Annotated in this window: 30 protein-coding genes; 21 read left to right on the plus strand and 9 right to left on the minus strand. The window is 74.6% G+C overall.

Annotated features, from left to right (window positions below; all coding sequences use genetic code 11):
• Nucleotides 1–81: 81 nt before the first annotated feature.
• A complete protein-coding gene (locus B4U46_RS38780) occupies nt 82–471 on the plus strand; it encodes a BlaI/MecI/CopY family transcriptional regulator (RefSeq protein ID WP_079423495.1) in 390 nt (129 codons plus the stop codon).
• Between the two features lie 15 nt (nt 472–486).
• A complete protein-coding gene (locus tag B4U46_RS02025) occupies nt 487–1,434 on the plus strand; it encodes a M56 family metallopeptidase (protein WP_079423497.1) in 948 nt (315 codons plus the stop codon).
• Nucleotides 1,435–1,507: 73 nt separating this feature from the next.
• Here the strand turns inward: B4U46_RS02025 and B4U46_RS02030 are convergent, their stop codons facing one another.
• The 3 genes from B4U46_RS02030 to B4U46_RS02040 form a co-directional block, all read right to left on the minus strand.
• Complete coding sequence (locus tag B4U46_RS02030; protein ID WP_237292524.1) at nt 1,508–1,933, minus strand: subtilase-type protease inhibitor; 426 nt, start codon at nt 1,931–1,933, stop codon at nt 1,508–1,510.
• A 279-nt stretch (nt 1,934–2,212) separates the two neighbouring features.
• On the minus strand, nt 2,213–3,088 hold the full coding sequence (locus B4U46_RS02035; protein ID WP_079423499.1) for a DUF4389 domain-containing protein: 876 nt from the start codon (nt 3,086–3,088) through the stop codon (nt 2,213–2,215).
• 242 nt (nt 3,089–3,330) lie between these two features.
• Nucleotides 3,331–4,662, minus strand: coding sequence for a YhgE/Pip domain-containing protein (locus B4U46_RS02040; protein WP_079423502.1), 1,332 nt, complete (start codon nt 4,660–4,662; stop codon nt 3,331–3,333).
• A gap of 173 nt (nt 4,663–4,835) precedes the next feature.
• Here B4U46_RS02040 and B4U46_RS02045 point away from each other — a divergent pair, with 173 nt between their 5' ends.
• Both B4U46_RS02045 and B4U46_RS02050 read left to right on the plus strand, forming a co-directional pair.
• Nucleotides 4,836–5,537, plus strand: a complete 702-nt coding sequence (locus B4U46_RS02045) for a MerR family transcriptional regulator (protein WP_079423504.1) — start codon at nt 4,836–4,838, stop codon at nt 5,535–5,537.
• Between the two features lie 174 nt (nt 5,538–5,711).
• On the plus strand, nt 5,712–6,203 hold the full coding sequence (locus tag B4U46_RS02050) for an NUDIX hydrolase (protein WP_079423506.1): 492 nt from the start codon (nt 5,712–5,714) through the stop codon (nt 6,201–6,203).
• Between the two features lie 96 nt (nt 6,204–6,299).
• Here B4U46_RS02050 and sigJ read toward each other — a convergent pair whose 3' ends face one another.
• Nucleotides 6,300–7,262 (minus strand): RNA polymerase sigma factor SigJ, encoded by a 963-nt coding sequence (gene sigJ, locus B4U46_RS02055; protein ID WP_079423508.1) that lies wholly within the window; start codon nt 7,260–7,262, stop codon nt 6,300–6,302.
• Nucleotides 7,263–7,392: 130 nt separating this feature from the next.
• On the opposite strand from sigJ, the gene B4U46_RS02060 reads away from it, so the two are divergent.
• Nucleotides 7,393–7,854: a hypothetical protein gene (locus tag B4U46_RS02060; protein WP_079423510.1), complete on the plus strand. Its 462-nt coding sequence runs from the start codon at nt 7,393–7,395 to the stop codon at nt 7,852–7,854.
• A 218-nt stretch (nt 7,855–8,072) separates the two neighbouring features.
• Nucleotides 8,073–8,246, plus strand: coding sequence for a CsbD family protein (locus tag B4U46_RS02070; RefSeq protein WP_079423514.1), 174 nt, complete (start codon nt 8,073–8,075; stop codon nt 8,244–8,246).
• A gap of 76 nt (nt 8,247–8,322) precedes the next feature.
• Here the strand turns inward: B4U46_RS02070 and B4U46_RS02075 are convergent, their stop codons facing one another.
• Both B4U46_RS02075 and B4U46_RS37220 read right to left on the minus strand, forming a co-directional pair.
• Nucleotides 8,323–9,363 carry an SRPBCC family protein gene (locus B4U46_RS02075; RefSeq protein ID WP_079423516.1) on the minus strand — a complete coding sequence of 347 codons (1,041 nt, stop codon included), beginning with the start codon at nt 9,361–9,363 and terminating at the stop codon, nt 8,323–8,325.
• Between the two features lie 4 nt (nt 9,364–9,367).
• Entirely contained in the window at nt 9,368–10,357 is a 990-nt protein-coding gene (locus B4U46_RS37220; RefSeq protein ID WP_079423518.1) for a hypothetical protein, read from the minus strand.
• 198 nt (nt 10,358–10,555) lie between these two features.
• On the opposite strand from B4U46_RS37220, the gene B4U46_RS02085 reads away from it, so the two are divergent.
• From B4U46_RS02085 to B4U46_RS02125, 9 genes are all read left to right on the plus strand, one after another.
• Nucleotides 10,556–10,852, plus strand: a complete 297-nt coding sequence (locus B4U46_RS02085) for a gas vesicle protein (RefSeq protein ID WP_079423520.1) — start codon at nt 10,556–10,558, stop codon at nt 10,850–10,852.
• A gap of 30 nt (nt 10,853–10,882) precedes the next feature.
• Nucleotides 10,883–11,398 (plus strand): gas vesicle structural protein GvpA, encoded by a 516-nt coding sequence (locus B4U46_RS02090; RefSeq protein WP_079423522.1) that lies wholly within the window; start codon nt 10,883–10,885, stop codon nt 11,396–11,398.
• Nucleotides 11,399–11,401: 3 nt separating this feature from the next.
• Nucleotides 11,402–12,118 carry a GvpL/GvpF family gas vesicle protein gene (locus B4U46_RS02095; protein WP_079423523.1) on the plus strand — a complete coding sequence of 239 codons (717 nt, stop codon included), beginning with the start codon at nt 11,402–11,404 and terminating at the stop codon, nt 12,116–12,118.
• 12 nt (nt 12,119–12,130) lie between these two features.
• Nucleotides 12,131–12,379: a gas vesicle protein GvpG gene (locus tag B4U46_RS02100; protein ID WP_079423525.1), complete on the plus strand. Its 249-nt coding sequence runs from the start codon at nt 12,131–12,133 to the stop codon at nt 12,377–12,379.
• Nucleotides 12,380–12,425: 46 nt separating this feature from the next.
• Nucleotides 12,426–12,869: a gas vesicle protein gene (locus tag B4U46_RS02105; protein ID WP_079431500.1), complete on the plus strand. Its 444-nt coding sequence runs from the start codon at nt 12,426–12,428 to the stop codon at nt 12,867–12,869.
• The gene (locus B4U46_RS02110; protein WP_079423527.1) at nt 12,866–13,678 is read left to right on the plus strand and encodes a GvpL/GvpF family gas vesicle protein; all 813 of its coding nucleotides are present in this window, start codon (nt 12,866–12,868) and stop codon (nt 13,676–13,678) included. The genes B4U46_RS02105 and B4U46_RS02110 overlap by 4 nt, the downstream gene beginning before the upstream one ends.
• Nucleotides 13,679–13,683: 5 nt before the next feature.
• Entirely contained in the window at nt 13,684–13,977 is a 294-nt protein-coding gene (locus B4U46_RS02115) for a gas vesicle protein (RefSeq protein ID WP_420543151.1), read from the plus strand.
• Nucleotides 13,967–14,368 (plus strand): gas vesicle protein K, encoded by a 402-nt coding sequence (locus tag B4U46_RS02120; RefSeq protein WP_079423528.1) that lies wholly within the window; start codon nt 13,967–13,969, stop codon nt 14,366–14,368. Before B4U46_RS02115 ends, B4U46_RS02120 begins: the two co-directional genes overlap by 11 nt.
• 70 nt (nt 14,369–14,438) lie before the next feature.
• Entirely contained in the window at nt 14,439–14,813 is a 375-nt protein-coding gene (locus tag B4U46_RS02125; protein ID WP_079423530.1) for a hypothetical protein, read from the plus strand.
• 19 nt (nt 14,814–14,832) lie between these two features.
• Here the strand turns inward: B4U46_RS02125 and B4U46_RS02130 are convergent, their stop codons facing one another.
• Nucleotides 14,833–15,048, minus strand: coding sequence for a hypothetical protein (locus tag B4U46_RS02130; RefSeq protein WP_123995921.1), 216 nt, complete (start codon nt 15,046–15,048; stop codon nt 14,833–14,835).
• 266 nt (nt 15,049–15,314) lie between these two features.
• Here B4U46_RS02130 and B4U46_RS02135 point away from each other — a divergent pair, with 266 nt between their 5' ends.
• Nucleotides 15,315–16,004, plus strand: a complete 690-nt coding sequence (locus tag B4U46_RS02135; RefSeq protein ID WP_079431502.1) for a UdgX family uracil-DNA binding protein — start codon at nt 15,315–15,317, stop codon at nt 16,002–16,004.
• A gap of 242 nt (nt 16,005–16,246) precedes the next feature.
• Here the strand turns inward: B4U46_RS02135 and B4U46_RS02140 are convergent, their stop codons facing one another.
• Entirely contained in the window at nt 16,247–17,032 is a 786-nt protein-coding gene (locus B4U46_RS02140) for a VOC family protein (RefSeq protein WP_079423533.1), read from the minus strand.
• A gap of 140 nt (nt 17,033–17,172) precedes the next feature.
• On the opposite strand from B4U46_RS02140, the gene B4U46_RS37225 reads away from it, so the two are divergent.
• The 3 genes from B4U46_RS37225 (at nt 17,173) to B4U46_RS02155 (ending at nt 19,200) form a co-directional block, all read left to right on the plus strand.
• Entirely contained in the window at nt 17,173–17,421 is a 249-nt protein-coding gene (locus B4U46_RS37225) for a hypothetical protein (protein WP_079423535.1), read from the plus strand.
• A gap of 117 nt (nt 17,422–17,538) precedes the next feature.
• Complete coding sequence (locus B4U46_RS02150) at nt 17,539–18,108, plus strand: hemerythrin domain-containing protein (protein ID WP_079423537.1); 570 nt, start codon at nt 17,539–17,541, stop codon at nt 18,106–18,108.
• 3 nt (nt 18,109–18,111) lie between these two features.
• Nucleotides 18,112–19,200: an NAD-dependent epimerase/dehydratase family protein gene (locus B4U46_RS02155; RefSeq protein WP_079423539.1), complete on the plus strand. Its 1,089-nt coding sequence runs from the start codon at nt 18,112–18,114 to the stop codon at nt 19,198–19,200.
• Between the two features lie 48 nt (nt 19,201–19,248).
• Here B4U46_RS02155 and B4U46_RS02160 read toward each other — a convergent pair whose 3' ends face one another.
• A complete protein-coding gene (locus tag B4U46_RS02160; RefSeq protein ID WP_079423541.1) occupies nt 19,249–19,950 on the minus strand; it encodes an HAD family hydrolase in 702 nt (233 codons plus the stop codon).
• 420 nt (nt 19,951–20,370) lie between these two features.
• On the opposite strand from B4U46_RS02160, the gene B4U46_RS02165 reads away from it, so the two are divergent.
• Both B4U46_RS02165 and B4U46_RS02170 read left to right on the plus strand, forming a co-directional pair.
• Nucleotides 20,371–22,155: a thiamine pyrophosphate-requiring protein gene (locus tag B4U46_RS02165; protein WP_079423543.1), complete on the plus strand. Its 1,785-nt coding sequence runs from the start codon at nt 20,371–20,373 to the stop codon at nt 22,153–22,155.
• Entirely contained in the window at nt 22,155–25,193 is a 3,039-nt protein-coding gene (locus B4U46_RS02170) for an FAD-binding and (Fe-S)-binding domain-containing protein (RefSeq protein WP_079423546.1), read from the plus strand. Before B4U46_RS02165 ends, B4U46_RS02170 begins: the two co-directional genes overlap by 1 nt.
• Nucleotides 25,194–25,324: the final 131 nt, after the last annotated feature.

The following is a 25,324-nucleotide window of genomic DNA, read 5'->3' on the forward strand; positions in this document are numbered from 1 at the left end:
CTGGATCCCGGACGCCGGACGACCGACGACGGACGACGGACGACAGGCGGACGGACGACAGGCGGACGGAAGGAAGCGACGGTGGGCACGCGCGAGGAGCCCGCGGGCCGGGGCGGCGGCGCACGGCGGGCGAACGGGGCCCTGGAGAGCGAGGTCATCGCCGTCCTGCACGGCGCGGGCCGGGCCCTCACCCCCGGCGAGGTGGCCGGACGGCTCACGGCCGCCCCCGCCCACACCACGGTGGCCACCACCCTGGCGCGGCTGCACGCGCGCGGTGTCCTGGAGCGCACCCCGCGGGGGCGCAGCTACGCCTACGCGCCGGTCACGGACGAGCCCGGGCTGACCGCCCGGCAGATGCACCGGGTCATGGAGGGCGGCAGCGACCGCGCCTCGGTGCTGACCCGTTTCGTCGACGAGCTGTCGGACGACGACGAGGAACTGCTGCGCCGCCTGCTGGGCCCCGAGGGATAGGAGCGGTCCCCAGCGATGCACCTGGCCGTCTACCTCCCCCTGCTCTTCCCCGCCCTGGCGGGACTGAGCGCTCAGCCGCTGGCCCGCCGCCTGGAGCCCCGGCTGGCGACCTGGCTGCTGACCGCGGCCGGTCTGGTGCTGGCCGCCTCCAGCACGCTGGTCCTGGGTCTGCTGGCACTGGCCGGGCTGGTGCGCATCCCGCTGGTCGACGCCCTGAAGGGCTACTCGCCGCAGGTGATCGCCCGGCAGGATCCCGCCGGGTGGCCCGCAGCGCTCGCGGGCGCCGTCCTGCTGGCCCTCGCCGTCCTGGCCGCCGTCCGGCTGGCCGCGCGGCGGGCGGGCGCGCTGTGGGCCGCGGCGCTCGAAGCGGCCTGCATGCCGGGCCCGGGGCCGGTCGTCGTCACGGACGACCCGGGGGCAGACGCGTATGCCGTGCCGGGGCTGCCGGGGCGGATCGTCATCTCCCACGGGATGCTCGACGCCCTCGACCCGGCCGGGCGCGAGATCCTCCTCAGCCACGAGCAGGCCCATCTGCGCCACCACCACTACGCGTTCGTCTCCCTCACGCAGCTGGCCGCGGCCGCCAACCCGCTGCTGCGCCCCCTGGCGGGCGCCGTCGCCTACACCGTCGAGCGGTGGGCCGACGAGCACGCCGCGCAGCGGTGCGGCAGCCGCCGCGCGGTCGCCGAGACGGTCGCCCGCGCGGCCGTCGCCGCCAAGCGCGGCCGCGCCGCGCGCCGGATCCCCTCCGCGGCCCTGGGGATCCTGGGGCGCCGGCCGGGGCCCGGCATGGTGCCGCGGCGTGTGGCCGCCCTCCTCGCCCCCGCGCCCCGGAGCCGGCCCCTGCTGCTGGCCTCGGCGGCGGTCCTGCTGGCGGCGACCAGCGTGTGTGCGCTGGAGGCGGCGTACGACCTCCACCGCTTCCTGGAACTCGCGCACGTCCACCGGTACCACCGGGCGTGACGGGTGGCGGCCGTCGCCGTGCCCGGCCGTCGCGCGGGGCACGGCGACGGCCGGACGGGTTCTGCGGCGCGGGTCAGAACGCGAAGACGGCGTTGCCGTTGAGGGTCGCGGACATGGCGCAGGTGTTGGAGAAGGTGTGCTTCCAGGAGACGCGGCTGCCCTGCCAGACGCCGTCGGCGGTGACGGTCACCGGGGCGTAGTGCATCGGGCAGGCGCGGCCGGTGTCCGGGGCGGCGAGGAGGCGGTCGAAGGAGCCGCCGGTGGAGTTCAGGGCGGTACAGGCGGCCTTGGGGTCGGGGTGCGTGCCCTGCGCCGACGGCATGCAGCTGAGGGTGGCGGCGCGCAGGACCGTGGCGCCGGCGGCGTCGTCGCCCTGGGTGATGGAGAAGACCATGGCGGAGGGGGCGTACAGGCTGGTCGGCTTTGCCTCCGCCATGCCGGTGGCGCCGGCCAGGCACAGGAGGGCGGCGGCGGGGACAGCAGCGAAGCGGTAGCGCACGACAAGACTCGCTTTCGATACGAAGGTTTTGCGCGGCATTTGGTTGCGTTGCCGCGCCTCGATGGGGCCGAGTCTGTCGGATGCGAAGGTAGGGCGCATGTCCATGACCTATTTACGGACAGCCTGTTCGAATATCGGATAGCGCGGGGGTGTTCGGGCAGCTCAGCCGGGGTGCGCTCGCTCCGTGTCCGGTCGGGAACGGGGTGTGATCACCGCTTCGGCCGCGCGGGCGGGGCCGCTGACCTGGGGGTGCGCACCGCGCGTACACCTGGAGGCCATTCAGCTTGTCCGGATCGGCGCGGTTGCGGCTCCCCGTACGGCTGCTGCGGCCGCGGCCGCGGCTCCGGAGTCCCAGCGCTCCTGGCGGAGCTGGACCGTCTGGGAGACGCCCGTCCCGAGGAGGCCGAGGACCAGCATGAGGACGACCAGCACCTTGGCCGGTGTGCCGAGGAGCAGGGGCCGGGTGGCCGAGGGCGCGGCCGGGGCCGAGGGCGCGACCGGGGCCTGGGCCGGGCCCGGGGTGAGGGGCTGTCCCGCGGGCGGACCGTCGCCGAAGAGGCGCTTGGGGTAGGCGGAGGTCAGCATCATCACGTACGCCTGGTAGCGCATGCGGAAGCGCACCACCGCGGCGACGGCACCGAAGACGGGTACGGGCATGCGCCCCAGCACCAGTGTGATCAGCCAGAACACCCAGGAGACGGCGGCCAGGCCGTACTGCAGGAGGCTGGTCACGATCGCCGCCGGAATCATCAGGACGATCCGGAACAGCACGGCCAGCCGGTTGAGCTCACCGGGGCGCAGTTCGATCCGGGCGGGGTGGCCCTGCCCGTCGAAGGAGAAGGGCGGGTAGTGGTCGACCAGCAGCATCGCACTCGCGGTCACCCGGGTCTCGTACGCCAGGTAGCCGCCGAGGAAGTCCGCGATGCCGGCCGGGAGGCGGCCCGTGAACAGGGCGGCGAACCAGCCGACGACCGTCACGAAGAAGGCGGCGATGCCGAGGAGGGCCGTGACGATGAACTGGGGCAGGAGCAGGAGGAAGCGCAGCAGGACCGTCCAGCGCCGCTGGCGGCCGGGCGGCGGGACGTCGAGCTCCGGCAGGTGTTCGGCCGGCGGCAGGCCGGGCTGCGGCGGGTGGGGGTTCCAGCCTGTGGTCATGGGGCGCTCCTGCCGTGGGTGGGGCGCGCGGGCCCCGCTGACGGTCCGGCCGGGCCGGGGGCCTGGGGGTGCGCGCGTACGCCCTGCCAGGGGTACCGTGCGGAACCGTTCATTCCAAGGATCCGGGCGGTGCGGGACGGCCCGTTGCCCTGAAGGGCCCCTTCCCCGGGTACGCCGGAGCGCCGGCCCCCGTCTCTTCGACGGCGGGCCGGCGCTCCGGAACGTGTGGCGCGGCGGGCGGCTCAGGCCGTGGCGGGCTCCGCCGTGGCGGGAGCGGCCGGGGTGTCGTTCTCCCCTTCGGGCCGCGGGATGCGGTGCAGGCCCCGGCGGTCGTAGAAGGCGGTGACGGCGAAGCCGAAGGCCAGTGCGGCGACGAGGGCGATGCCCAGGGAGGTCCAGGCCCGGGTCAGGCCCGCGTCGGCCTGGGCGCCGTAGTAGAGCAGGGAGCGCATGCCCTCGGTGATCTGGCGCAGCGGCTCGAACTCGGAGAGCCCGCGGAAGAAGCCGGGGAGTGCCTGGAGGGGGACGGTGGCGCCGGAGGAGGGGACGGCCATGGCGACGAAGACGATGGTGGCCAGCAGCATGCCGGGGGTGCCGAAGGCGGCGAAGAGGGCGAGGCTGCCGATGCCGACGACGGCGATGGTGCAGACCGAGTAGAGCCACAGGTGGCCCAGGTGGGAGGCGTCCATGTCGAGGATCCCGACGGTGGCGGCCTCGACGAGGGAGCCCATCACGAGGGACAGGCCGAGCATCAGCGCGATGCCGATGGCCAGGGTGCGCACGCGGCTGGTGTGCTGGACGGGCTCGCGCTTGCGGAAGGGGCCGAAGTCGGTGTGCAGGTAGCCGAGCGCGGTGTCGACCTGGGAGTTGACCAGGTTGGCGCCGAGCATGCCGCAGACGACCAGGACCAGGGCGTAGTAGAACGCGCTCAGGCCCATGGCGCTGCGGGCGCCGAGCGGGTGGCCGTCGGTGACGGTCACGGTGACCGGGTCGGCGAGCTGGAGCTGGGCGGCCGTCGGCAGCTGGGCCTTCTGGGCGGCGGCCTGCTTGAGGAGTTCCTGGCCGATCTGGGCGGAGGCGGCGTGGGCGGCCTTCTGGGCGGCCTGGGAGGACATCGAGGAGCCGATGCTGCCGGCGGACTGGTTGGTCAGCACGCTCAGCGTCGGCGGGACGGGCTGCTTGCCCTGGGGCGCGGGCTGCGGGGCGCCGAGGGCGGTGACCGTCGCGCTGAAGTCCTGCGGGATGACCAGGGCGCCGAAGACCTTGCCGCTGCCCAGGCGCTTGTCGGCCTCCTCGCGGCTGACCAGCTGCCAGTCGATGCTCTTGTCGTTCTCGGCGGCCTTGCGTATGCCGGCGACGACCTGTTCGCCCAGCTTGACGTGGCGGCCGCCCGCGTCGGCGCCGGCGTCGGCGTTGACCAGGGCCACGGGCAGGTCACGCAGGTTGCCTCTGGGGTTGACGTTGCCGCCCACGTAGAGCAGGGCGAACAGCATCGAGACCACTGCGGCGATGAGCCCCGTTCCGATCCACAGCTGGGGTCGGCGGAGCACGGAACGGGACGGGGGGTGGGGCATCGACTCTCCGGGATCTTCCGGTGCGGCTGCGGCGGGCTGCTGCTTCGGCCGCGTTCCTCAACTGGATACTTCTGGTATCCAGCTACTGGATACTGGCAGTATCTTGTTGTGGTGTCCAATCGCCGCGATCGCCGGTGAGGCAAACCGGACCGGATGACCGGCAGGGAGGCCGTATGAAGATCTCGGAGCTCAGCCGGCGGACCGGCGTGCCGGTCGCCAGCATCAAGTACTTCCGGCGCCAGGGCCTGCTGCCCGCGGGCCGGGCGACCGCCGCGACCCTCGCCGAGTACGGGGAGGAGCACGCGGAACGGCTGCGGCTGATCAAGGCGCTGACCACGCTCGGCGGACTGTCCATCGCCGCCACCCGCGAGGTGCTCGGCGCGGTCGACCAGGCCCACACCACGGAGGGCGCGCTCGGGGCGATCAGCTACGCCCTCCCGGTGCCGGTGGCCTCCTCCTCCCCGGGCGGAACGGACGAGGACGGGGACGGGGATGCGGCGGCGAAGGAGGCCGAGGAGGCCGCCGGGGCCGAGGTGGCGGAGCTGCTGGCGGCCCTCGACTGGCGGGCGCCCGCCACCTCGCCGCACGTCCAGGGGCTGACGACGGCCCTGGGCGAGCTGCACCGGCTGGACGCCCGGTACGCGCCGGGCGAGCTGGCCGCGTACGCGCGGCTGGCCGAGTCGGTGGCCCGGCTGGACCTGGAACGGGCGGAGTGCCTGGACGACCCGGTGGCGCTGGCGGAGCGGGCGGTCATCGTCTTCGCGATCTGCGCCCCGGTGTTCGAGCTGCTGCGGCGCCTGGCCCAGGAGGACCAGGTGCGGCGGCGGGTGGCGGACGAGGAGCCCGCCGAGCCGTCGGGGTGCGGACCGCACTGAGGCGGGCCCGCCACCCGTTCGCCGGGAGCGGGACGACGCGGATCCCGCGGGAGAGCGGCGGGCGGCCGTCGGCGCTGCGGAACCGGCCCCGCCCGCACGGGCCGTGCGGGGCTCCTGTACTGCTGGAGGCCGTGCCCGGCGTCCGGCCGGGCGGTACGGCACGGGGGTTCGGGGATGGCCGAGTGGGTGGAGAGGGTCGACGAGCACGACCGGGTGCTGGGCGTGGTGGAACGCGGTGAGGCCATCGAGCGGCGATGGCTGCACCGGGTGGCGACGGTGGTGTGCCGTGACGCCGGGGGCCGGGTGCTCGTACACCGCAGGCCCGAGGACAGCTCGCGGTTCCCGGGCGCCTACAACTGGCTGCTCGGCGGGGGTGTGGAGGCCGGTGAGGGGTACGTCGCCGCCGCCGGGCGCGAGCTGGCGGAGGAGCTCGGGACGGCCGCGCCGGTGCGCTTCAGGTTCAAGTTCCTGTGCGAGGGCGCCATCTCGCCGTACTGGCTGGGGGTGCACGAGGCGCTGATCACGGGGACGCCGTCGCCGGACCGCAGGGAGATCGCCTGGTGGGGGTGGGTGGAGGAGAAGTCCTTGCCCGGGCTGATGGCGCGGTGGCCGTTCGTCCCGGACTCGGTGGAGGCGTTCGCCCGGTACCGGGCGCTGACCGGCTGAGCGCCGGCTACCGCGACGGTGCGGGTGCGGGGGCGGGAGGAAGGGGTCCGCGGTGCGGCGGGGGCCTTCGTCAGGGTGGCCGGTATCGCGGGGGCCTCAGGACTCCGCCCCGCTGTGCGCCTCGTCGGCGGCGGGTGGGGCCGGGGTGGGGGTGAGCGTGGTCCAGGGGTGGAGTTTCTCCGGGTTGCGGACCGCCCAGATGTGGGTGATGCGGCCTTCCGTGAGGTGGAAGGCCGCCACCGTGACCGTGACGCCGCCGCGTTGGGCCACCAGGCCGGGACGGCCGTTGACCGTGCGCTGGAGGAGGGTGAGGCCGGGGGACAGGGCTGCGATGTGCATCAGGTAGGCGGCGATGTCCCGGCTGCCCTCGATGGTGCGCCGGACCGTGCTGACCAGTCCGCCGCCGTCGGCGGCCATCGTGGCGTCCGGGTCCAGGAGGGTGACCAGGGCCCGGATGTCGGACGACTGCCAGGCCTCCTTGAAGTCGCGCAGGAGGGCGGCCTGTTGGCGGCTGGGGGTGGCCGGGGCGGCGGCCTTGGTGACGCGGCGGCGGGCCGATGCGGCGAGCTGGCGGCAGGCCGCCGGGGTGCGGTCGACGATCCGTGCTATCTCGGGGAAGGGGTAGCGGAAGACGTCGTGCAGGACGAACGCCACGCGCTCGGCCGGGGTCATCGACTCGAGGACGACGAGGAAGGCCATGTGCACGGAATCGTCGAGGGTGACCCGGTCCGCCGGGTCGGTCGCCGACTGCGGCCTTCCCGGCCATTCGGTGCGGTCGGGCAGGGGTTCGGGGATCCATTCGCCCACGTACCGTTCGCGGCGGACGCGCGCCGAGCCGAGCACGTCCAGGCAGATGCGGCTGACGACGGTCGTCAGCCAGGCGCCCGGGGACCCGATGGCCGCCCGCTGCGGCCGGGGCATCGCGTACCAGCGGGCGTAGCCCTCCTGGACCGCGTCCTCGGCCTCGGTGAGTGAACCGAGCAGCCGGTAGGCGAGGTTGGTCAGGTGGCGCCGCTCGCCGGCGATGACGCTCGGCTCCGGCTCGGGCGGGTTGCTCATGGCCGCGTCGGCTCCTCGGGGCTGGTCGTTTCGTTCCACCGGCGTTCGCGCCTCACATTTCGCGGTGCCGCGTCGTCGGATCAGCGAGACAGTACCGACCAGCGCCGCGAGGCGGACAAGGGGCCCTTCCATGACGACGATCGAGACGGCGGCCGACCGGCGGGGAGCCGCGTTCGTGCGGGCGGCGACAGCCGTGCAGACCCTGGCCATCTTCTTCCAGGCCGTCACCGCCGGGCTGTTGCTGTCCACCTCCTACGGGGAGCTGCTGCACGGCGTCGGCGCGCGGGTGATGTACGGCGCGTCGATGCTGTACGTGCTGGCGGCGGTCCTGGCCTGGCGGCCGGGGGGCGGATCGCCCCGGCCCGTCCTGTACGCCTCCGGGTTCCTCGTGCTCGCCTCCGTGCAGGTGGTGCTGGGCATCGCGCACGTCCCAGCCGTCCACGTGCCGCTGGGGGTCCTGATGTTCGGGCTGAGCCTGCTGGACCTGGGGCGGCGCGGGTCGCCCGGCGCCGGGGGACGGCCGGCGGCGCGGGCGGCCGCGCGGTCACCGCGGGAGGCGGAAGCCGTTGAAGAGGTCGTCCAGGCCCCGTAGGGCCAGACGGGCGGGGGTCGCGCGCACGGCGAGGTCGCGGGCGGCCGTCGCGACGGGGCTGCGGAGGGCGCCGCGGGCCGGGCGCCCCGGTGCGGCGCGGTGTCGCCCTGTTCGGAGCCCCCGGCAGCAGGCGCGAAAAAGGTCGGGGGCCGGCGCATATCCGGGGTCCGGGCGGGCAGGCGGCGAGAGAGAAAGCTTCGTCCAGGAGGTGAGCACGTATGGCAGCGGGCAAGAAGGCCAAGAACATCGGCAAGGACGCCAAGGGCAAGGTCAAGGAGACCACCGGCAAGGCCCTCGGCAACGAGAGCCTCGAAGCGAAGGGGCGGGCCGAGCAGGCGACGGCCGACGCGAAGCAGGCCGGTCAGAAGGCCAAGGACGCCCTGAAGCACTAGCCGGCACCCACTACCCGGCTCGTGGTGAGGCCGCCATCCTCGGGGATGGCGGCCTCACCACGAGCCGGGGGCGTGGTCAGCGACGGCGCGCCCGGCGCGGGCGCCGCTCTTCCTCCTCTTCCTCTTCTTCCTCTTCGTATTCCGGTTCTTCGTCCTCCTCGCCTTCCTCCTCGTCCTCGTCCGCTTCGCCCTCCTCGTCCTCTTCCGTGTCGCCGTCCTCCTCGGCGTCGGGCTCCTCTTCCTCCTCCGCGTATTCGTCGTCGTACTCCTCGTCCTCGCCCTCGTCGGCGCCCTCCCGCTCGAGGGCCTCCTCGTGCGTGGTCACGACCTCGCCGTCGCGGATCTCGCCGCGCCATCCTTCGGGCTCCTCGTCGCCGGAGAGGGTGACGTGGCGCAGGAAGTTCTTCAGGTCCAGGCGCATACGGCGGCCCTGGGCCCGCCAGAGGTTGCCGGTCCGCTCGAACAGGCCGGAGGGGTAGTACTCGACCACCAGCAGCACGCGGGTGAGGGAGGGGGCCAGTTCGTGGAAGCTGACGCAGCCGCGCGTGGTCCCCTTGGGTCCGTCCGAGGTCCACACGATCCGGTCGTCGGGGATCTGTTCCTGGACCGTGGCCTTCCAGCTGCGGGTGGAGGGGCCCACCTTGACCTTCCACGCGGACGTGGTGTCGTCGTCCTGGGAGACGCTGCGCACGCCCTTGGCGAAGCTGCTGAAGTCCTCGAACTGGGTCCAGTGGTCGTAGGCGGTGCGCAACGGCACTCCGATGTCGACGGACTCGGCGATGTGGGTGGGTTTGGAGCCGCCCTTGCGGCTCTTGCCCTTGCCGCCGCCCAGCAGTCCGCTGCCCGTCTCCTTGACCTTGTCGACGAGGTTGCCGATCGTGCCGCCCGCGGCGGCTTTGAGGGGCGAGTCGCCCTGGAGCAGCCGGCCGCCGATGCCGGCGAGGGACCCTCCGTTGTCCGCCACGTCGTAGAGCTGGTCGGTGAGGTCGTCGATCTTGTCGGCGGCCTTGTCGGCCAGGTTCTCGGCCTGCGCGGTGAGGTAGTCGCCGAGTTCTCCGAGCAGTTGGTCCAGGGGGGACGCCTTGTTCCCGGAGCGGGAGCGTTCGGTGGTGGCCATGGCGCTACCTCCGGGTCGACGGCTTGCGGGCGGACGTCTTCTTCGCCGGTGCGGCGGTCTTCCTGGCCGTACCGCTCCGGGTCGTACGGCCGGAAGCGGTCTTCTTCGCAGGAGCCCGCTTGGCCGCCGTCTTCTTCGCGGGCGGTTTGGCGGACGGCCTGCCCGACGCGGCCTTCTTCGTCGGGGCGCGCCTCGGGGAAGGGGCCTTCTTCGCGGGTGCGGCCGTCTTCTTGACGGGCTTGGCGGCCGTCTTCTTGGCCGGCTTGGCGCGCGAGGCGGTCTTCTTCGCCGGTTCGGCCTTCTTGCGGGCCGGGGAGGGGCGCGAGGGCGCCCGGGCCGACGTGGAGGAACGCGAGGTACCCGAGGAACGCGCGGTACCCGAAGAACGTGTGGAGGCCGAGGAACGTGCGGAGGCCGAGGGACGCGCGGAGCCCGACGAGGCGCGGCGCGGGCGCGGTGCCGCCCGTGCGCGGCGCGGCTTCTCCTCCTCCTCTTCCTCTTCCTCCTCGCCCTCGTCCCGCTCTTCTCCTTCGTCTTCCTCGTCTTCCTCGTCTTCCTCCGGTTCGTCGCTCTGATCCGGCTCGGCCCGTTCTTCGTCCTCCTCCTCGTATTCCTCCTCGTAGGGCTCCTCGTCCTCGTAGTCCCGGTCCTCGTCCTCGTCCTTCTGCTTGTCCCCGGGGCCCCGGGTGAGCTCGAGGGTGCGCTCGTGCAGTGTGTCGGCCAGGCCGGAGAGCTGGCGGTTGGCGGCCGCCGCGAGGGCCTTGCGGCCCGCCGCGAACGCTTCGCCGCGCAGCTGGTCACCGATTTCTGCGACCTGGGGCATCTCTCCGAGCTTCTTCAGGCCCTGGGTCATGAGCTGGCCCGGCTCGAGGCCGAATCTGCGGCCCGCGAGGTAGGTGGCCAGGGACAGGGCCATGCGGCCCTTCTTCGCCCGGCCCAGTACGTAGCCCCCCGCGATGGCGGCAGCCAGGGCGATCTTGCTCGCGTCGTCCATCAGCCTGGTCCCTTCGGAAGTGAATGGTCGGCGCGCCGTGCCGACGGTCTTCCGGCGCCGCGCGATACCTACAGGCCCCTGCTCGCACTGGCCGGGAATATGCGGCATATGCCAAAAAACTTCCCCATATGAGGTGTGGCGGGCACGCTCTGGGGGAGGGGCGCTAGTCCATGGAGATTTCGTTCACGAGGGGAGCACATGGCCACGCGACGACCTGCCCACAGGCGCGGTGCGCCCGGTGCGGCCGCGGTGATCCGGGCCGCCGCCGAGCAGCTGGCCGAGCTCCTGGGACGCCCGCCCGATTCGGTGTCCTCCGTGAAACCCACGGAGGACGGCTGGGAGGCGGTCGTGGAGGTGGTCGAGCTGGAGCGCATCCCCGACACCACCAGCGTGATGGGCAGTTACACCGTCGCCCTGGACGAGGAAGGCGAACTGATCTCCTACGAGAGGACCCGGAGGTACAGCCGGGGCACGGTCGACCGGCCGGGCCGCTGAGGCGGGCCGGCGGGGAAGGGAAGCGACGCCATGACCATGATGCCGCAGGGAGCGGGCACGACCGTCAGGGGTGACGGCGCAGGCGGCGCCACCAGCAGCCTCTACGACGTCCTGGAACTCATCCTCGACCGCGGCTTGGTGATCGACGTCTTCGTACGCGTCTCGCTGGTCGGAATCGAGCTGGTGAAGATAGACGCGCGCATCGTGGTCGCCAGCGTGGACACCTATCTGCGCTTCGCCGAGGCGTGCAACCGCCTCGATCTGGAAGCCGGCCGCAAGGCCCCAGCGCAGCTGCCGGAGGTCGTCGGCGACATGCTCGAGGGCGGCAGCCGGGGCAAGACCAAGGGCGCTCTCGGGGGCGCCGTCGAGGCCGTGAAGCAGTCCCTCACCGGCGGGGACGACGAGACCGAGGACGCGCAGGAGTGGGAGGAGCCGGAGGACGAGGAGCGCGAGGAGCCGGAAGAGCGCGAGGAGCCGGAAGAGGAAGAGCAGCCCGTCCGGCGCCGCAGGACCGCACGCCGCCCGGCACGCCGTGAGAGGGAGTGACCCATGGCCGTCTACGTGTACGCCGTGACCGGGCACGATCACCCCTGTCACCTCGACGGGCTCACCGGCGTCGGCTCGGACGCGCCCGCCGTGCGCACGCTGGAGAGCGGGAAGCTGCGGGCCGTGGTCAGCGACGTGGCCGGTGAGATCCGGCCCAAACGGCGGGACGTCATCGCCCATCAGGCGGTCCTGGACCGGCTGATGGCCGACGGGACCCCGCTGCCGCTGCAGTTCGGTTACATCGCGCCCGACGACGAGACCGTACGACGGGCCCTCGACGAACGCGCGGAAGGCTACCTCGACGCCCTGGCCGCTGTGCGGGGGTGCGCCGAGTACAACGTCAAGGCCGGCCAGGAGGAGGACGTGCTGCTGCGCAGCATCCTGGACGGCTCACCGCGCGCGAGCAGCCTCAACGAGGAGATCCTCGCCGGGGACACGGATCCCCGGCTGCCGCTGGAGCTGGGACAGCTGGTCTCCGCCGAGGTGGACCTGCGGCGCTCGGACGCGTCCGCGGCGCTCATCCGGGCCCTGGCCCCGCTGGCCCGCGCGTACGTCGTGCACCCACCGACCGGTGAGGACTTCCTCAACCTCTCCCTGCTGGTCCCCCGGGACGGCGAACGCCCCTTCCTCGACGCGCACGCCGGACTCAGCCGGGACGCCGGCCCCGGGGTCCGGACCCGGCTGGCCGGGCCGCTCCCCCCGTACAGCTTCGTGCCGTGAGGAGCGTCGTCCATGGGACTGCTCACTTCGCTGATCACCGCGCCCCTCCTCCCGGTGCGCGCCGCGCTGTGGGTGGCGGAGCGGGTGGCCGAGGAGGCGGAGGCCCTGTACTACGACCCCGCCCCCGTCTGGGCCGAACTCGCCGCACTCGAACGCCGGCTGGTCGAGGGGGAGATCGACGAGGAGACGTTCGACCGCGAGGAGGACGCGCTGCTCGACCGCCTGAGGGAGATCGAGGAGTTCCGCGGCCCCGGCCGGTGACCGGAGCCGACCCGACCCGGTGGAGGTGAGCACGGTGACGGAGCCGATGGCCCGCAGGTTCGGTCCGGGTCCCGCCATGAGCGGATACCCGCCCGCGTCCTCCTCGGCCAGCCTGGCCGACATCCTGGAGCGGGTGCTCGACAAGGGCATCGTGATCGCGGGCGACATCCGCATCAACCTCCTCGACATCGAGCTGCTGACCATCAAACTGCGCATCCTGATCGCCTCCGTCGACAAGGCGAAGGAGATGGGCATCGACTGGTGGGAGCACGACGCCTCGCTCTCCTCCCGCCAGGAGGACCGGTCGCTGGCCGCCGAGAACGAACGGCTGCGGGCCGAGCTGGCCGAACTGCGCCGCGCCTCCCTGCCCGGGGCGCAGGCCTCCCTGCCCGGGGCGCAGGAAAGGGCGCAGGAAGGGCCCGGCCGGGCCGTGCGCCGCGAGGAGGCGGCCCCCGCCCGTGACACCGCGAAGCGCAGGCCGCCGTCATGAGCGCCCCGCGCGAGGCCCTGCTCACGTACGTCTACGCCGTCACGCCCCCGGCGCCGGCGGTGCGGCTGCTGCTGCCCTCGCTCACCGGTGTAGGGTGCCGTCCCGTCGGGCTGCTGCACGCTCCCGGTGACGATCCGGGACCCGTCGCGTTCGTGATCAGCGACGTCCCGCGACCCGAATGGGACGAGGACGCCCTCAAGGCCCGCTTCGAGGACCTGCGGTGGCTGGAGGACGCCGCGCGCTCCCACCACCGCGTGATCGAGGCCCTCGCCGCGCACACCACCGTCCTGCCCCTGCGCCTGGCCACCCTCTACGAGGACCACGCCGGCGCGCTGGAGGCCCTGCGCGCGCAGGGGCAGGCCTTCGCCACGCGGCTGGCCCGCCTCAGCGGGCACACCGAGTACGGCGTCAAGGTCTACGTCCGGCCCGCCCCTCCCCCGGAGGCCGGCGCGCCGGCCGCCGCGGCGAGCCCCGGCCGGGCCTACCTCCAGGCCCGGCGGGCCCAGCGGCACGCCCACGAGGACCACTACCGGCAGGCCGGACTGGCCACCGAACGCGTCGCCGCCGTCGCCCGGCGCTTCGCCGCGGACCGGGTCGGCCACCCCGTGCAGAGCGGGCCGCTGGCCGCCGCGTCGCCGGAGGAGAACGTCCTCAACGACGCCTACCTGGTGCCCGACGCCCAGGCGGAAGCCTTCCTGTCGGCCGTGGCCGGTGCGGCCCAGGACCTTGCGGGGGTCCGCGTGGAGGTCACCGGCCCGTGGGCGCCCTACTCCTTCGCCGCCCCTCCGCCCGCGCCCGCAGCGCCGTGAACGCCATGAACGCCATGGATGCCGTGAACGCCGTGAATGGCGCCGATGCCGCCGACACCGTGAGCGGCGCGGAGGCCGGGCCCCCCGCCGACCGCCGCGGGGCCGTCCTGCCCGGACGGCAGGTGGCCCTCGTCGACCTGCTCGACCGGCTCCTGGCGGGCGGGGTCGTCATCGCCGGGGACCTCGTGCTGTCGATCGCCGACATCGACCTCGTACGGATCTCCCTGCGGGCCCTCGTCTGCTCCGTCGCCACCGCCGACTCCCCCGGCCCCCCGGGCGGTGAGCACGATGGCCGCTGACGACCCCTGCGCCCCCCGCCCCGCCCCGCCCGGCCTGGGCGGCGTCGGTGACGCGATGGCCGAGGCCCTGCGCCTGCTGCCCGCCACCCCCGCCGAGACGGCCGGCCGCGGCACCCCCGCCAGACGGTTGCGTACCGGCCCCGACAGCGCGGCCGAGGACCTGGTCAAGCTCGTCCTGACCCTGGTGGAACTGCTGCGCCAGCTCATCGAGCGCCAGGCGCTGCGGCGCGTCGAGGCCGGCGGTCTCAGCGAGGCGCAGGAGGAGGAACTCGGGGCCACGCTGCTCGCCCTCCACGACCGGATGGACGAACTGTGCGACCGGCACGGCTACCGCCTCGCCGACCTCAACCTGGACCTGGGCCCCCTCGGGCCACTGCTGCCGCCGGACTGACGGGCGGAGCCTGGGTCCGGCCCCGCGTTTCCCGCAGCGCTCCCCGCGCCGCGGGGCTACGCTCCGCAGAATGGAACGCGCAGAGATACTCAAGCGGGTGATCGGGATCCTCACCGAGGCCCAGGACATCCGCCGGGCCGTGGAGAACGGCCGGGACGACGACGATGACGCGGGTCCGCAGGAAGCCCCCGGCGTGGCCACGCTGCTGCTGAACGAGATGCTGCCCTCGATCCGGGTCCCCGCCGACGCCACACCCCAGCAGGTCGCGGCCCTGGTCGCCGAGGCCCTGGGCCCGGCGCTGCACACGATGGTGTCCGGGTTCAGCCTGGCGTTCACCAGCCTCGCAATCGCGCACGACAGCGGGCGTACGGACGTGTCCTCCATCGAGGTGCTGCAGGAACTCGCCCTGGAGGTCGAGGCGGGCACCTACGACGAGGGCGCGTAGGGCCGCGTAGGACGCGGTCTCAGGGCAGGCCCAGCCGCAGCGCCGGGAAGGCGGGACCGTCGCGCTCGGACGCCGGCCCGTCGGGCATGGCGAACACGTGGACGGTGACGGTCGGCCCGGCTTCGCGTACGGCGTGCAGCCGGTGGTAGAAGGTCTCGTCGAAGCAGAACGCGTTGCCCGCGCCGATGTCCGTGGTGTGCGGGGCGCTGCCCAGCCGGGGCCGTCCGGGTGCCACCGCCTCACACACCGCGGCCCGCGGTCCGCGGGCCGGGTGCACCGGTGCGGCGCACGGGGCGGCGGCCGTGCCGGGCCCGGCGCCGTTCGTTCGCCGGACCGCCTGCCCGGCCGCGAGCGGATCATGCCTCGGCGGCGGGCCTCACGGGGGCGGCTCCCGCGCGGGATCCGCCGCCGAACGGCCGGGTTTGCCGCCGTGGTCCCGGGTGAAGACGCGGGGTGGGTCCCGGGCCGTACGTCCCGGGGAACGTGTGGGAGGTGAGCGGTGTGGCACAGCGCACGCGGGAGCGGGCCGGCAGCGGCGCACGGTACGACGCCGGACCCTATGTCCCGGACACCGGCGACCTCGCCGAGCTGGGCCGGGCGGCTGCCTCCTGCCGCGGCTGCCCGCTGCACGCGGCCGCGACGCAGACCGTGTTCGGTTCGGGGCCGGCCCGGGCGCCGCTGGTCCTGGTGGGCGAGCAGCCCGGGGACCGCGAGGACCGGGAGGGGGAGCCGTTCGTCGGTCCCGCCGGTACGCTGCTGCGCCGGGCGCTGGCCGAGGCCGGCCTCGACGCGTCTTCGGCGTACTTCACCAATGCGGTGAAGCACTTCAAGTTCACGGTGCCCGAGACGGGCAAGCGGCGGATCCACAAGGCTCCTGACCTGCGCGAGATGGCGGCCTGCCGGCCGTGGCTGGTGGCGGAGCTGGCGGCGGTCCGGCCCCGGCTGGTCGTGGCCCTGGGGGCGACGGCCGGGCGGGTGCTGCTGGGCGGCCCTTTCCGGGTCGGTGACCACCGCGGTCTGCTGGAGCCGCTGCCCGCGGAGGAGGCCTCGGCGGGCGGGCCGGCCCTGCCGGAGGCCCGGGTGCTGGTGACGGTGCACCCTTCGGCGGTGCTGCGCGCCCGGGACCGGGACGCGGCGTACCGGGGGCTGGTGGCCGACCTGGAGGTGGCGGCCCGCGCCCTCGCGCAATGAGGCCCCCCGCCCGCCGGCTCCCTACGGCCGGGGCAGGGCGGTGCCCCCATGGGCCGGGGACCGCTTGCGGTCCGTACGGGCCCCAGGGCTGCCGCGTGCCGGGACACCCTGGCCCCGGGGGGCGGGGTTTCGCCGAGCGGCTGTACGGCGGTGCGCGGCCCGGTCGTGGGGGGCACGTCCGCGTGTCCGCGGAGCGGAGTCCGTCCCCTGCTCACCCGTACGGGGGGCGGCCGGGGCCGGGCTCAGGGGCGTGTGGTGGTGGCCTCGGTGACGGTGAAGGGGGTTCCGGCCCAGTCGTTCAGGGTCACCCGGCGCTCCGTGGGCGAGGTGCTGACGGGGCCGGCGATCGCGCCGCCGCCCCGGACGGCCCGGTCCGCGGCCTCGTCCAGGTCGGGGACGGCGAAGTGGACCTCCCAGCGCGGCCGGGTCCGGGGGTCGGGGGCCGCCTCCACGGCCCCGGCGTCGATCCTGGCGACGGTGCGGTTGTGGTGGCGGACCACCACGTGGTCCTGCTCGTAGGCGACGTCGAGGGACCCGGGCCGCTCGGCGGCCCAGTCGAGTACCTCGCCGTAGAAGACGGCGGCGGCGAACGCGTCGCGCGCCTTCAGCTCGACCCCTACGGGGCCGTCGCGGTCCGGCCACCGCTCGGGCCCGATCTCGCCCTCCCAGAACCCGAAGACCGCGCCGTCCCGGTCGGCCGCGAGCGCGGCCCGTCCGGTGGCGAAGGCCAGGGGGCCGACGGCCGTGGTGGCGCCGCGCTCGCGGATCCGGGACGCCGTCTCGTCCGCGTCCGCGACGGCGAAGTACGGGGTCCAGGCCATGGGCACGCCCAGCCGTGGCACGACGGCGGCGATCCCGGCCACCGGGATGTCGTCGGCGCACGCCACCCGGAACTCCTCCCCGAGCCGGCTGCGGCGGAACCGCCAGCCCAGGACGTCCCCGTAGAACCCCTCGGCCGCGTCGAGGTCATGGGTGGCCAGGCTCACGCAGACCGGCGCCCCGAACACCTCGGCACTTGACCTGGACATCGCACCGCCTCCCTTCCTCCCGGTCGTCGTCTACCCCGCACCTCCACCGTCCACCGTCGGCGGGGAAACGGCTCGTTTGCGCCGGACGGATCCGGGCAGCCGCCCCGGGGAACGTGCCCGGCCCCGGAAGGAGGCCCCCGATGACACGGACGAGCGCGGCAGGCGGGGCGGACGGTCCGCAGGACCGGCCGGCTCGCGGAGCGAAGACCCCGGACCTCCCGGCGCGGGGCCCCGGGGAGGCGGGTGAGCGCGAGGAAGCGGACCGGGCCGGGCGTGAGCGGGCCGAGGAGGCCGAGCGGGCCGAGCGGGCCGCGGCCGGGGAGGAAGCGCCAGGCGACGCCGGCGGCGCCGTCCCGGCCACTCCCCCGCCGGCCGAGCCCCCGGACTGAAGCCCGTCGGACACCGGCCGCCCCGCCCGCGGGGGGCCAGGCATGGACGGGCCGGCGAGGGGCAGGCGCGCAGGGACCCGAACGGGAGACGACCGACGAACGGAAGGATGCCGGGCCATGGGACACGGCGGCGATGTGGTGGCGGAACTGACGACGGACCACGACGAGGTCAAGGAGTACTTCCAGCGGCTGGGCCGGACCGCCTCGGCGGAGGAGCGGCGCAACCTCGCCGATCTCCTCACGATCGAACTGGTACGCCACTCGGTCGCCGAGGAGCAGTACCTGTATCCGGCGGTGCGCGAACACCTCCAGGACGGCGACCTGATCGCCGACAAGGAGATCGCCGACCACGGGCGGGCGGAGCGGCTGATGAAGCAGCTCCAGGAGGAGGACGCGGCCGGGACCCGGTTCACCTCCGTGCTGCGCGAGCTGGAGGCGGACGTCCTGGCCCACATCCACGACGAGGAGGAGAACCTCTTCCCGGCGCTGCGGCACGCCTGCGGCCAGGAGGTCCTGGACGGCCTGGGCGACAAGGTCCGCCGGGCCAAGAAGACGGCTCCGACCCGTCCGCACCCGGGCTCGCCGTCCACGCCGCCGGCGAACAAGCTGCTGGGGCCGGGGCTGGGGCTGGTCGACCGGGCTCGTGACCTGCTCACGGGGCGCGGCAAGGACGACAGGGTGGCCTGAGCCATGAAGGTCGTCGTCACCGGGGCCACCGGCAACGCCGGCACCAGTGTGGTGTGCCGCCTGGCCGCCGATCCGCACGTGACGGAGGTCCTGGGGCTGGCCCGGCGGGTGCCCCGGTGGCGGCAGCCGGGCGTCCGGTGGGCCGCGGCCGACGTCGACCCGGGCGGCACGCCCCTGGGCCCGCTCTTCGCGGGTGCGGGGGCGGTGGTCCACCTGGCGTGGAAGTTCCAGCCGACGCACGATCCGGTGGAGACCTGGCGGACGAACGTGCTCGGTTCGCTGCGGGTCTTCGAGGAGGCCGCGGCGGCGGGGGTGCCGGCCCTGGTGTACGCCTCGTCGGTGGGTGCGTACGCGCCGGGGCCGCCGTACGACCGTCCGGTGGACGAGTCCTGGCCGACCCACGGCTGGCCGGCGGCCGCCTACACCCGGGAGAAGGCCTATCTGGAGCGGTGTCTGGACGGGTTCGAGGCCGGGCATCCGGACATGCGGGTGGTGCGGATGCGTCCCGCGTTCCTCTTCAAGGAGGTGGCGGCGTCCGAGCAGAGGCGGATCTTCGCCGGTCCGCTGCTGCCGGGGCGGCTGGTGCGGCCCGGTCTGCTGCCGGTGCTGCCCGACCTGCCGGGGCTGCGGTTCCAGGCGCTGCACACCGATGACGCGGCGCAGGCGTACGCCGCCGCCGTACGGCTGCCGGTGCGCGGGGCGTTCAACCTGGCGGCGGAGCCCGTGCTGGACGTGGCCGCGCTGGCCCGGCTGCTGGAGGCCCGGGTGGTGCGGCTGCCGCTGGGGCCGGCGCGGGCGGCGCTGTCGGCGGCCTGGCGGCTGCACCTGGTGCCGGCCCCGCCCGGGCTGCTGGACGCCCTGCTGCGGCTGCCCCTGCTGAGCTCGGCGCGGGCGCGCCGGGACCTGGGGTGGGAGCCGCGGTACTCGTCGGCGGAGGCCATGACGGCCTTCCTGCGGGGGCTGCGCGAGGGCGCCGGGCTGCCCACCCCGCCGCTGGCCGGGGACCGTGCCCCGCACGCGGCGGACGTGGCGGACGCGGCCGATGCGGAGGCGGAGGCGGAACGGGCGTCGGGGGCGGGGCGCCGGGCCTGATCCGGGCCGCCGGGCCTGCGGGGCCCGGCGGAACGGGGCGTGTTCGCCTCATCCCCCGGTCCGCGGGGCCTTCCTGGCCAGGGGGCTGGAGTCGAGGGAGCGCAGCAGGTCCGGCGGGCCGCCGTAGACGGTGACCGGGCCCGCGGCGGTGAGTTCGGCCTCGGAGATGCCGCCGGTGAGGAGGCCGATGCAGGGGACGCCGGCGCGGGCGGCGGCCTGGACGTCCCAGACGGTGTCGCCGACGAAGACGGCGTCCTCGGGTGCGGAGTCGCTGAGGGCGAGGGCCTGGTGGACCAGGTCGGGGGCGGGTTTGGACCGGTCGACGTCGTCGGCGGAGGTGGCTCCGGAGATCACCTCGTCGACGTCGAGGGCGGCGCGGATGGCGTCGACCTCGTCGGCGGAGGCGGAGCTCGCCAGGACGATGCGCAGCCCGCGTGCGGCGATGGCGCGCAGCAGGTCGGCGGCCCGGTCCAGGACGGGGAGGGAGTCGAACCAGGCGGCGTAGAGGGCGTGGTGGGCGTCCCGGAGGCGCTGGTCCTGGCGGTGGTCGTGTGCGCTGCCGAGGAGGTGTTCCAGGATCCGGTCGCCGCCCATGCCGATGGCCCGGTGGATGCGGGCCATGGGGACGTCGTGGCCGTTCTGGTGCAGGGCCTGCCACCAGGTCAGCGCGTGCAGGTAGTTGGTGTCGACGAGGGTGCCGTCGAGGTCGAAGAGGGCCGCTCGCGGCCGGTGGTCGGTGCTGGTGGTCATGGTGGGCCCGGTCCTTTGCGCTCGTGCGCGCGCGGCCGTGCCGCCGCGGGGGTGGGCGGCCGCCGGCGCGCGAACGTCGTCTGCGCGCCTTCCCCGGGCCCCGCCGGCCAAACGGTGCGGCGGGGCGGCGCGGACGGCGGCGTTTCGGGTGTGCGGGCCCGGGCAGGCGCAGCCAGAGGCCGGCCGGCCCGGCGGGGGTGCGGCCGGGCGGCACGGCGGCGGTGTCCGGGGCCGGTCCCGTGGGGCTGGTGGCCGCGCACGGTGCGGTGCCGCGCGGGGCGGTGCCGCGCGGGGCGGCCCGGGGGTTCGGGGCGGACCAGGAGCCCGACCGGCCGGACCGGGCCGGGGAACCCGGTGTGAGTGCCGTCGGCTTCGGGCCCGGAGAGCGGCAACAAGCAGCGAGCAGGAGGGAACAGGACGATGAAGGTAGCCGACTACGTGTTGCAGCGCCTGCGGGAGTGGGACGTCGAGCACGTCTTCGCCTATCCCGGCGACGGGATCAACGGGCTGCTCGCCGCCTGGGGGCGGGCGAAGGAAGCGCCCCGGTTCATCCAGGCCCGGCACGAGGAGATGGCCGCCTTCGAGGCCGTCGGCTACGCGAAGTTCTCCGGCCGGACCGGGGTCTGCGCGGCGACGTCCGGGCCCGGGGCGATCCACCTGCTCAACGGTCTGTACGACGCGAAGCTCGACCACGTCCCGGTGGTGGCGGTCGTCGGTCAGACGGACCGCAGCGCCATGGGCGGCTCGTACCAGCAGGAGGTGGACCTGCTGTCCCTCTACAAGGACGTGGCGAGCGAGTACTGCCAGATGGTCACGGTGCCCGAGCAGCTGCCGAACGTCCTGGACCGGGCCCTGCGCATCGCCGCGACCCGCCGCACCGTGACGGCCGTGATCATCCCCGCCGACGTGCAGGAGCTCGGCTACGAGCCGCCGGCCCACGCGTTCAAGCAGGTCCCCTCCAGTCTGGGCGTGTCCCGGTACGCCCCCGTTCCCGCCGAGGAGGAGCTGCAGCGTGCCGCGCGGATCCTCAACGCCGGTGAAAGGCCCGCCATCCTGGTCGGGCAGGGTGCCCGGCACGCCCGCGCGGAGGTGGAGCAGGTCGCCGAAGTCCTGGGCGCCGGGGTCGCCAAGGCCCTGCTGGGCAAGGACGTGCTGCCCGACACGCTGCCGTACGTCACCGGGTCGATCGGTCTGCTGGGGACGCGGCCCTCGTACGAGATGATGCGGGACTGCGACACCCTGCTCGTGGTGGGGTCCAGCTTCCCCTACACCCAGTTCCTGCCGGAGTTCGGGCAGGCCCGCGCGGTGCAGATCGACATCGAGCCGACGATGGTCGGGCTGCGCTACCCGTTCGAGCTCAACGTCGTGGGCGACGCCGCCGAGACGCTGCGCCGGCTGCTGCCGCTGCTGGACCCGCACCGGGACGGGGCCTGGCGCGACGGCATCGAGGCGGGGACCGAGCGCTGGTGGGAGGTGATGGAGCGGCGGGCCGCAGTGCCCGCGCACCCCGTCAACCCCGAGTACGTGGTCCACGAGCTGGACGGGCTGCTGCCGCAGGACGCGATCATCACCGCGGACTCCGGTTCGGCGGCCAACTGGTATGCCCGGCACCTGCGGATGCGCGACGGCATGCGCGGTTCGCTCTCCGGCACCCTGGCGACGATGGGGCCCGGGGTGCCGTACCTGATCGGCGCGAAGTTCGCGCACCCCGACCGGCCCGGTATCGCGATCGTCGGTGACGGCGCCATGCAGATGAACGGGATGGCGGAGCTGATCACGGCCGCGAAGTACTATCCGCAGTGGTCGGATCCGCGGCTGGTGGTGGCCGTGCTGAACAACCAGGACCTCAACCAGGTCACCTGGGAGATGCGCGCCATGCAGGGCGCCCCGCAGTTCGAGGACTCGCAGTCCATCCCCGACGTCCGCTACGCCGACGTGGCCGCCCTGTTCGGTCTCGGCGGGGTGCGGGTGGAGCGGCCCGAGGACGTGGGGCCGGCCTGGCGTCAGGCCCTGGAGGCGGACCGGCCGTTCGTCATCGACTTCCGGACAGACCCGGCGGTGCCGCCGATCCCGCCGCACGCCACGTGGGAGCAGATCAAGGCCTCCGCCTCGGCGGTGCTGCACGGGGACAGCGACCGCGGCAACGTGGTGCGCCAGGGGCTGAAGGCGAAGGCGCAGGACTTCCTGCCCGGCGGGGCGGGCTGATGGCGGCCGGCCCCGCCCCGGTGGATGTGGCCGGGCTGGAACGCGCGCTGCGGGCCGAGGTGGACGGGGAGGTCCGTTTCGACGCGGGCAGCCGGGGCGCGTACTCCACCGACGGCTCCAACTACCGGCAGGTCCCCCTCGGCGTGGTCGTCCCCCGGACGGTGGAGGCGGGTGCGCGGGCGGTCTCCGTCTGCGCGCGCCTGCACGCGCCCGTCCTGTCGCGGGGCGGCGGGACGAGCCTGGGCGGCCAGTGCACGAACACGGCCGTCGTGATCGACTGGACCAAGTACTGCAACCGCCTGGTCTCGGTGGATCCGGCGGCGCGCGGCTGCGTGGTCGAACCGGGCATCGCCCTGGACGAGCTCAACCGGCAACTGGAGCCGTACGGCCTGAAGTTCGGTCCGAAGCCGGCCACGCACAGCCACTGCACGCTGGGCGGGATGATCGGCAACAACAGCTGCGGGGCCTCTGCCCAGGCGTACGGCAAGACCGTCGACAACGTCCGGCGGCTGGAGGTCCTCACCTACGGCGGCGACCGGTTCTGGGCCGGTCCCACGGGCCCGGAGGAGTACGAGCGGATCGTCGCCGCGGGCGGCGGGCGCGCCCGGATCCACCGGGGGCTGAAGGACATCGCCGACCGGCACCTCGCCGAGATCCGCCGCGGCTACCCGAAGATCCCCCGGCGGGTGTCGGGCTACAACCTGGACTCCCTGCTCCCGGAGAACGGCTTCGACGTGGCCCGGGCCCTGGTGGGCAGCGAGGGCACGCTGGTGACCGTGCTGCGGGCGGAGCTCGCCCTGGTCGAGGTCCCGGCGGCGGAGGCCCTGCTGGTCCTGGGCTACGAGGACGTGTACGCGGCGGCGGACGCCGTTCCCGCCCTGCTGGAGCACAGCCGGCCGGCCCAGCTCGAAGCCGTCGACGGGCGGATGGCGCAGCTGATGCGGGAGGAGCGGGTCCACCTGCACTCCCTGGAGCTGCTGCCGGAGGGCGACGCCTGGCTCCTCGTCCAGTTCACCGGTGAGAGCAAGGAGGAGGCGGACCGGCAGGCGTACGAGCTGCTGCGGGCCGTCGGACGCGGCGAGGACGACGCCTCGGTGGCGTTCTCCGACGACCCGCCGCGGGAGCAGGAGTTCCTCAAGGCCCGCGAGGCGGGGCTCGGGGTGACCGCCCGGCCGCCGGACGGCTCGGAGACCTGGGAGGGCTGGGAGGACTCGGCCGTGGCCCCGGAGCGGCTGGGCGGCTACCTGCGCGACCTGGAGCGGCTGTACGAACGGTACGGCTACCAGCAGGCCTCCCTGTACGGGCACTTCGGCCAGGGCTGCGTGCACACGCGGATCCCGTTCGGGCTGCGCGACGCCAAGGGCGTGGAGGCGTTCCGGGCGTTCCTGGAGGAGGCGGCGGACCTGGTGTCCTCCTACGGCGGGTCGCTGTCGGGCGAGCACGGCGACGGGCAGGCCCGGGGCGAGCTGCTCCCCCGCATGTTCGGTCCGGCCCTCGTGGGGGCGATGGGCGAGGTCAAGGCGCTCTTCGACCCCGAGAACCGGATGAACCCCGGCAAGGTGGTCGACCCCCGTCCGCTGGACGCGGACCTGCGCCTGGGGCCCGGCTGGCGGCCGCGGCCGGAGCGGAGGACCTTCTTCGCGTACTCCGGGGACGGCCACGACTTCACCCGGGCCGTGCAGCGGTGCGTGGGCATCGGCAACTGCCGTGCGCACGAGGGCGGGGTGATGTGTCCCTCGTACCGGGCCACCCTGGAGGAGGAGCACTCCACCCGGGGCCGGGCGCGGCTGCTGTTCGAGATGCTGGACGGGCACGGGGACTCCCCCGTCGGCGACGGCTGGCGCTCCACCGAGGTGCGCGACGCGCTCGACCTGTGCCTGTCGTGCAAGGGCTGTGCGTCCGACTGCCCGGTGGGGGTGGACATGGCCACGTACAAGGCCGAGTTCCTCGCCCAGCACTACCGGTGGCGGCCGAGGCCGCCCGCGCACTACTCGCTGGGCTGGCTCCCGCTGTGGGCGCGGCTCGCGCGCCCCACCCCGGGGGTGGCGAACGCCGCGCTGCGGGCGCCGGTGCTGGGCCGGCTGGGGAAGCTGGCGGCGGGCGTGGATCCGCGGCGGGCCGCTCCGCCGTTCGCGGCGGTGTCCTTCCAGGAGGCCTGGCGGCGCTCGCGCCGTCCCGAGCCCCGGCCCGAGGACCCGCGCACGGTGCTGCTGTGGCCGGACACCTTCACCAACCACTTCCATCCGCAGGTCGCCGGGGCCGCCGTGCGGGTCCTGGAGGACGCAGGGTTCCGTGTGACGGTGCCGGATGCGACGGTGTGCTGCGGGCTGACCTGGATCTCCACCGGTCAGCTGGGTATCGCGCGCCGGGTGCTGGAGCGCACCACGCGGACGCTGCGCCCGTGGCTGGAGGCGGGTACGCCGGTCGTCGCGCTGGAGCCGTCCTGCGCGGCCGCGCTGCGCTCCGACGCGACGGAGCTCCTGGCCGGGGACGAGGACGCCCGGCGGCTGGCGGCGCAGACGCGGACGTTCGCCGAGCAGCTGGTCCACCACGCCCCGGACGCCTGGCGGGCGCCGCGGGCCGGGCGGGCGGCGACGGTGCAGACCCACTGCCACCAGTACGCCAAGCTGGGCACCGGGGCGGACCGCGAGCTGATGCGCCGGGCCGGGCTGGACGCGGACGTACTGGATGCGGGCTGCTGTGGTCTGGCGGGCAACTTCGGCTTCGAGCGCGGCCACTACGAGCTGTCGATGGCCATCGCCGAGCAGGGCGTCCTGCCCGCCGTCCGCGCCACGGCCGCCGACGCCTTCGTGCTGGCGGACGGCTTCAGCTGCCGGACGCAGATCGAGCAGGCGGGCACCGGTCGCCGGGCCCTGCACCTGGCGGAGGCCCTGGCCCTGGCCCTGGCCCTGGACGGCCCGCCGCCCGGCGACCGTCCGGAGCGGGCCGCGCCGGGGGCCGGGCGCGGGGTCGGGCGGGGGCATCGGCGGGCGGAGGCCGGGCGGTCGCACAGCCGGGCGCCCCGTGGGCCCGCGTGAGCTTCGGCGTGACGCCCCAGGCGTGAGCCCCGGCTTGGTACCTCACGCGTGAGCCTCGGCGGGGTACCTCACGCGTGAGCCTCGGCGGGGTACCTCACGCGTGAGCCTCGGCGGGGTGCCTCACGCGTGAG

The organism is Streptomyces katrae (assembly GCF_002028425.1).
GTDB classification, from domain to species: Bacteria; Actinomycetota; Actinomycetes; order Streptomycetales; family Streptomycetaceae; genus Streptomyces; species Streptomyces katrae_A.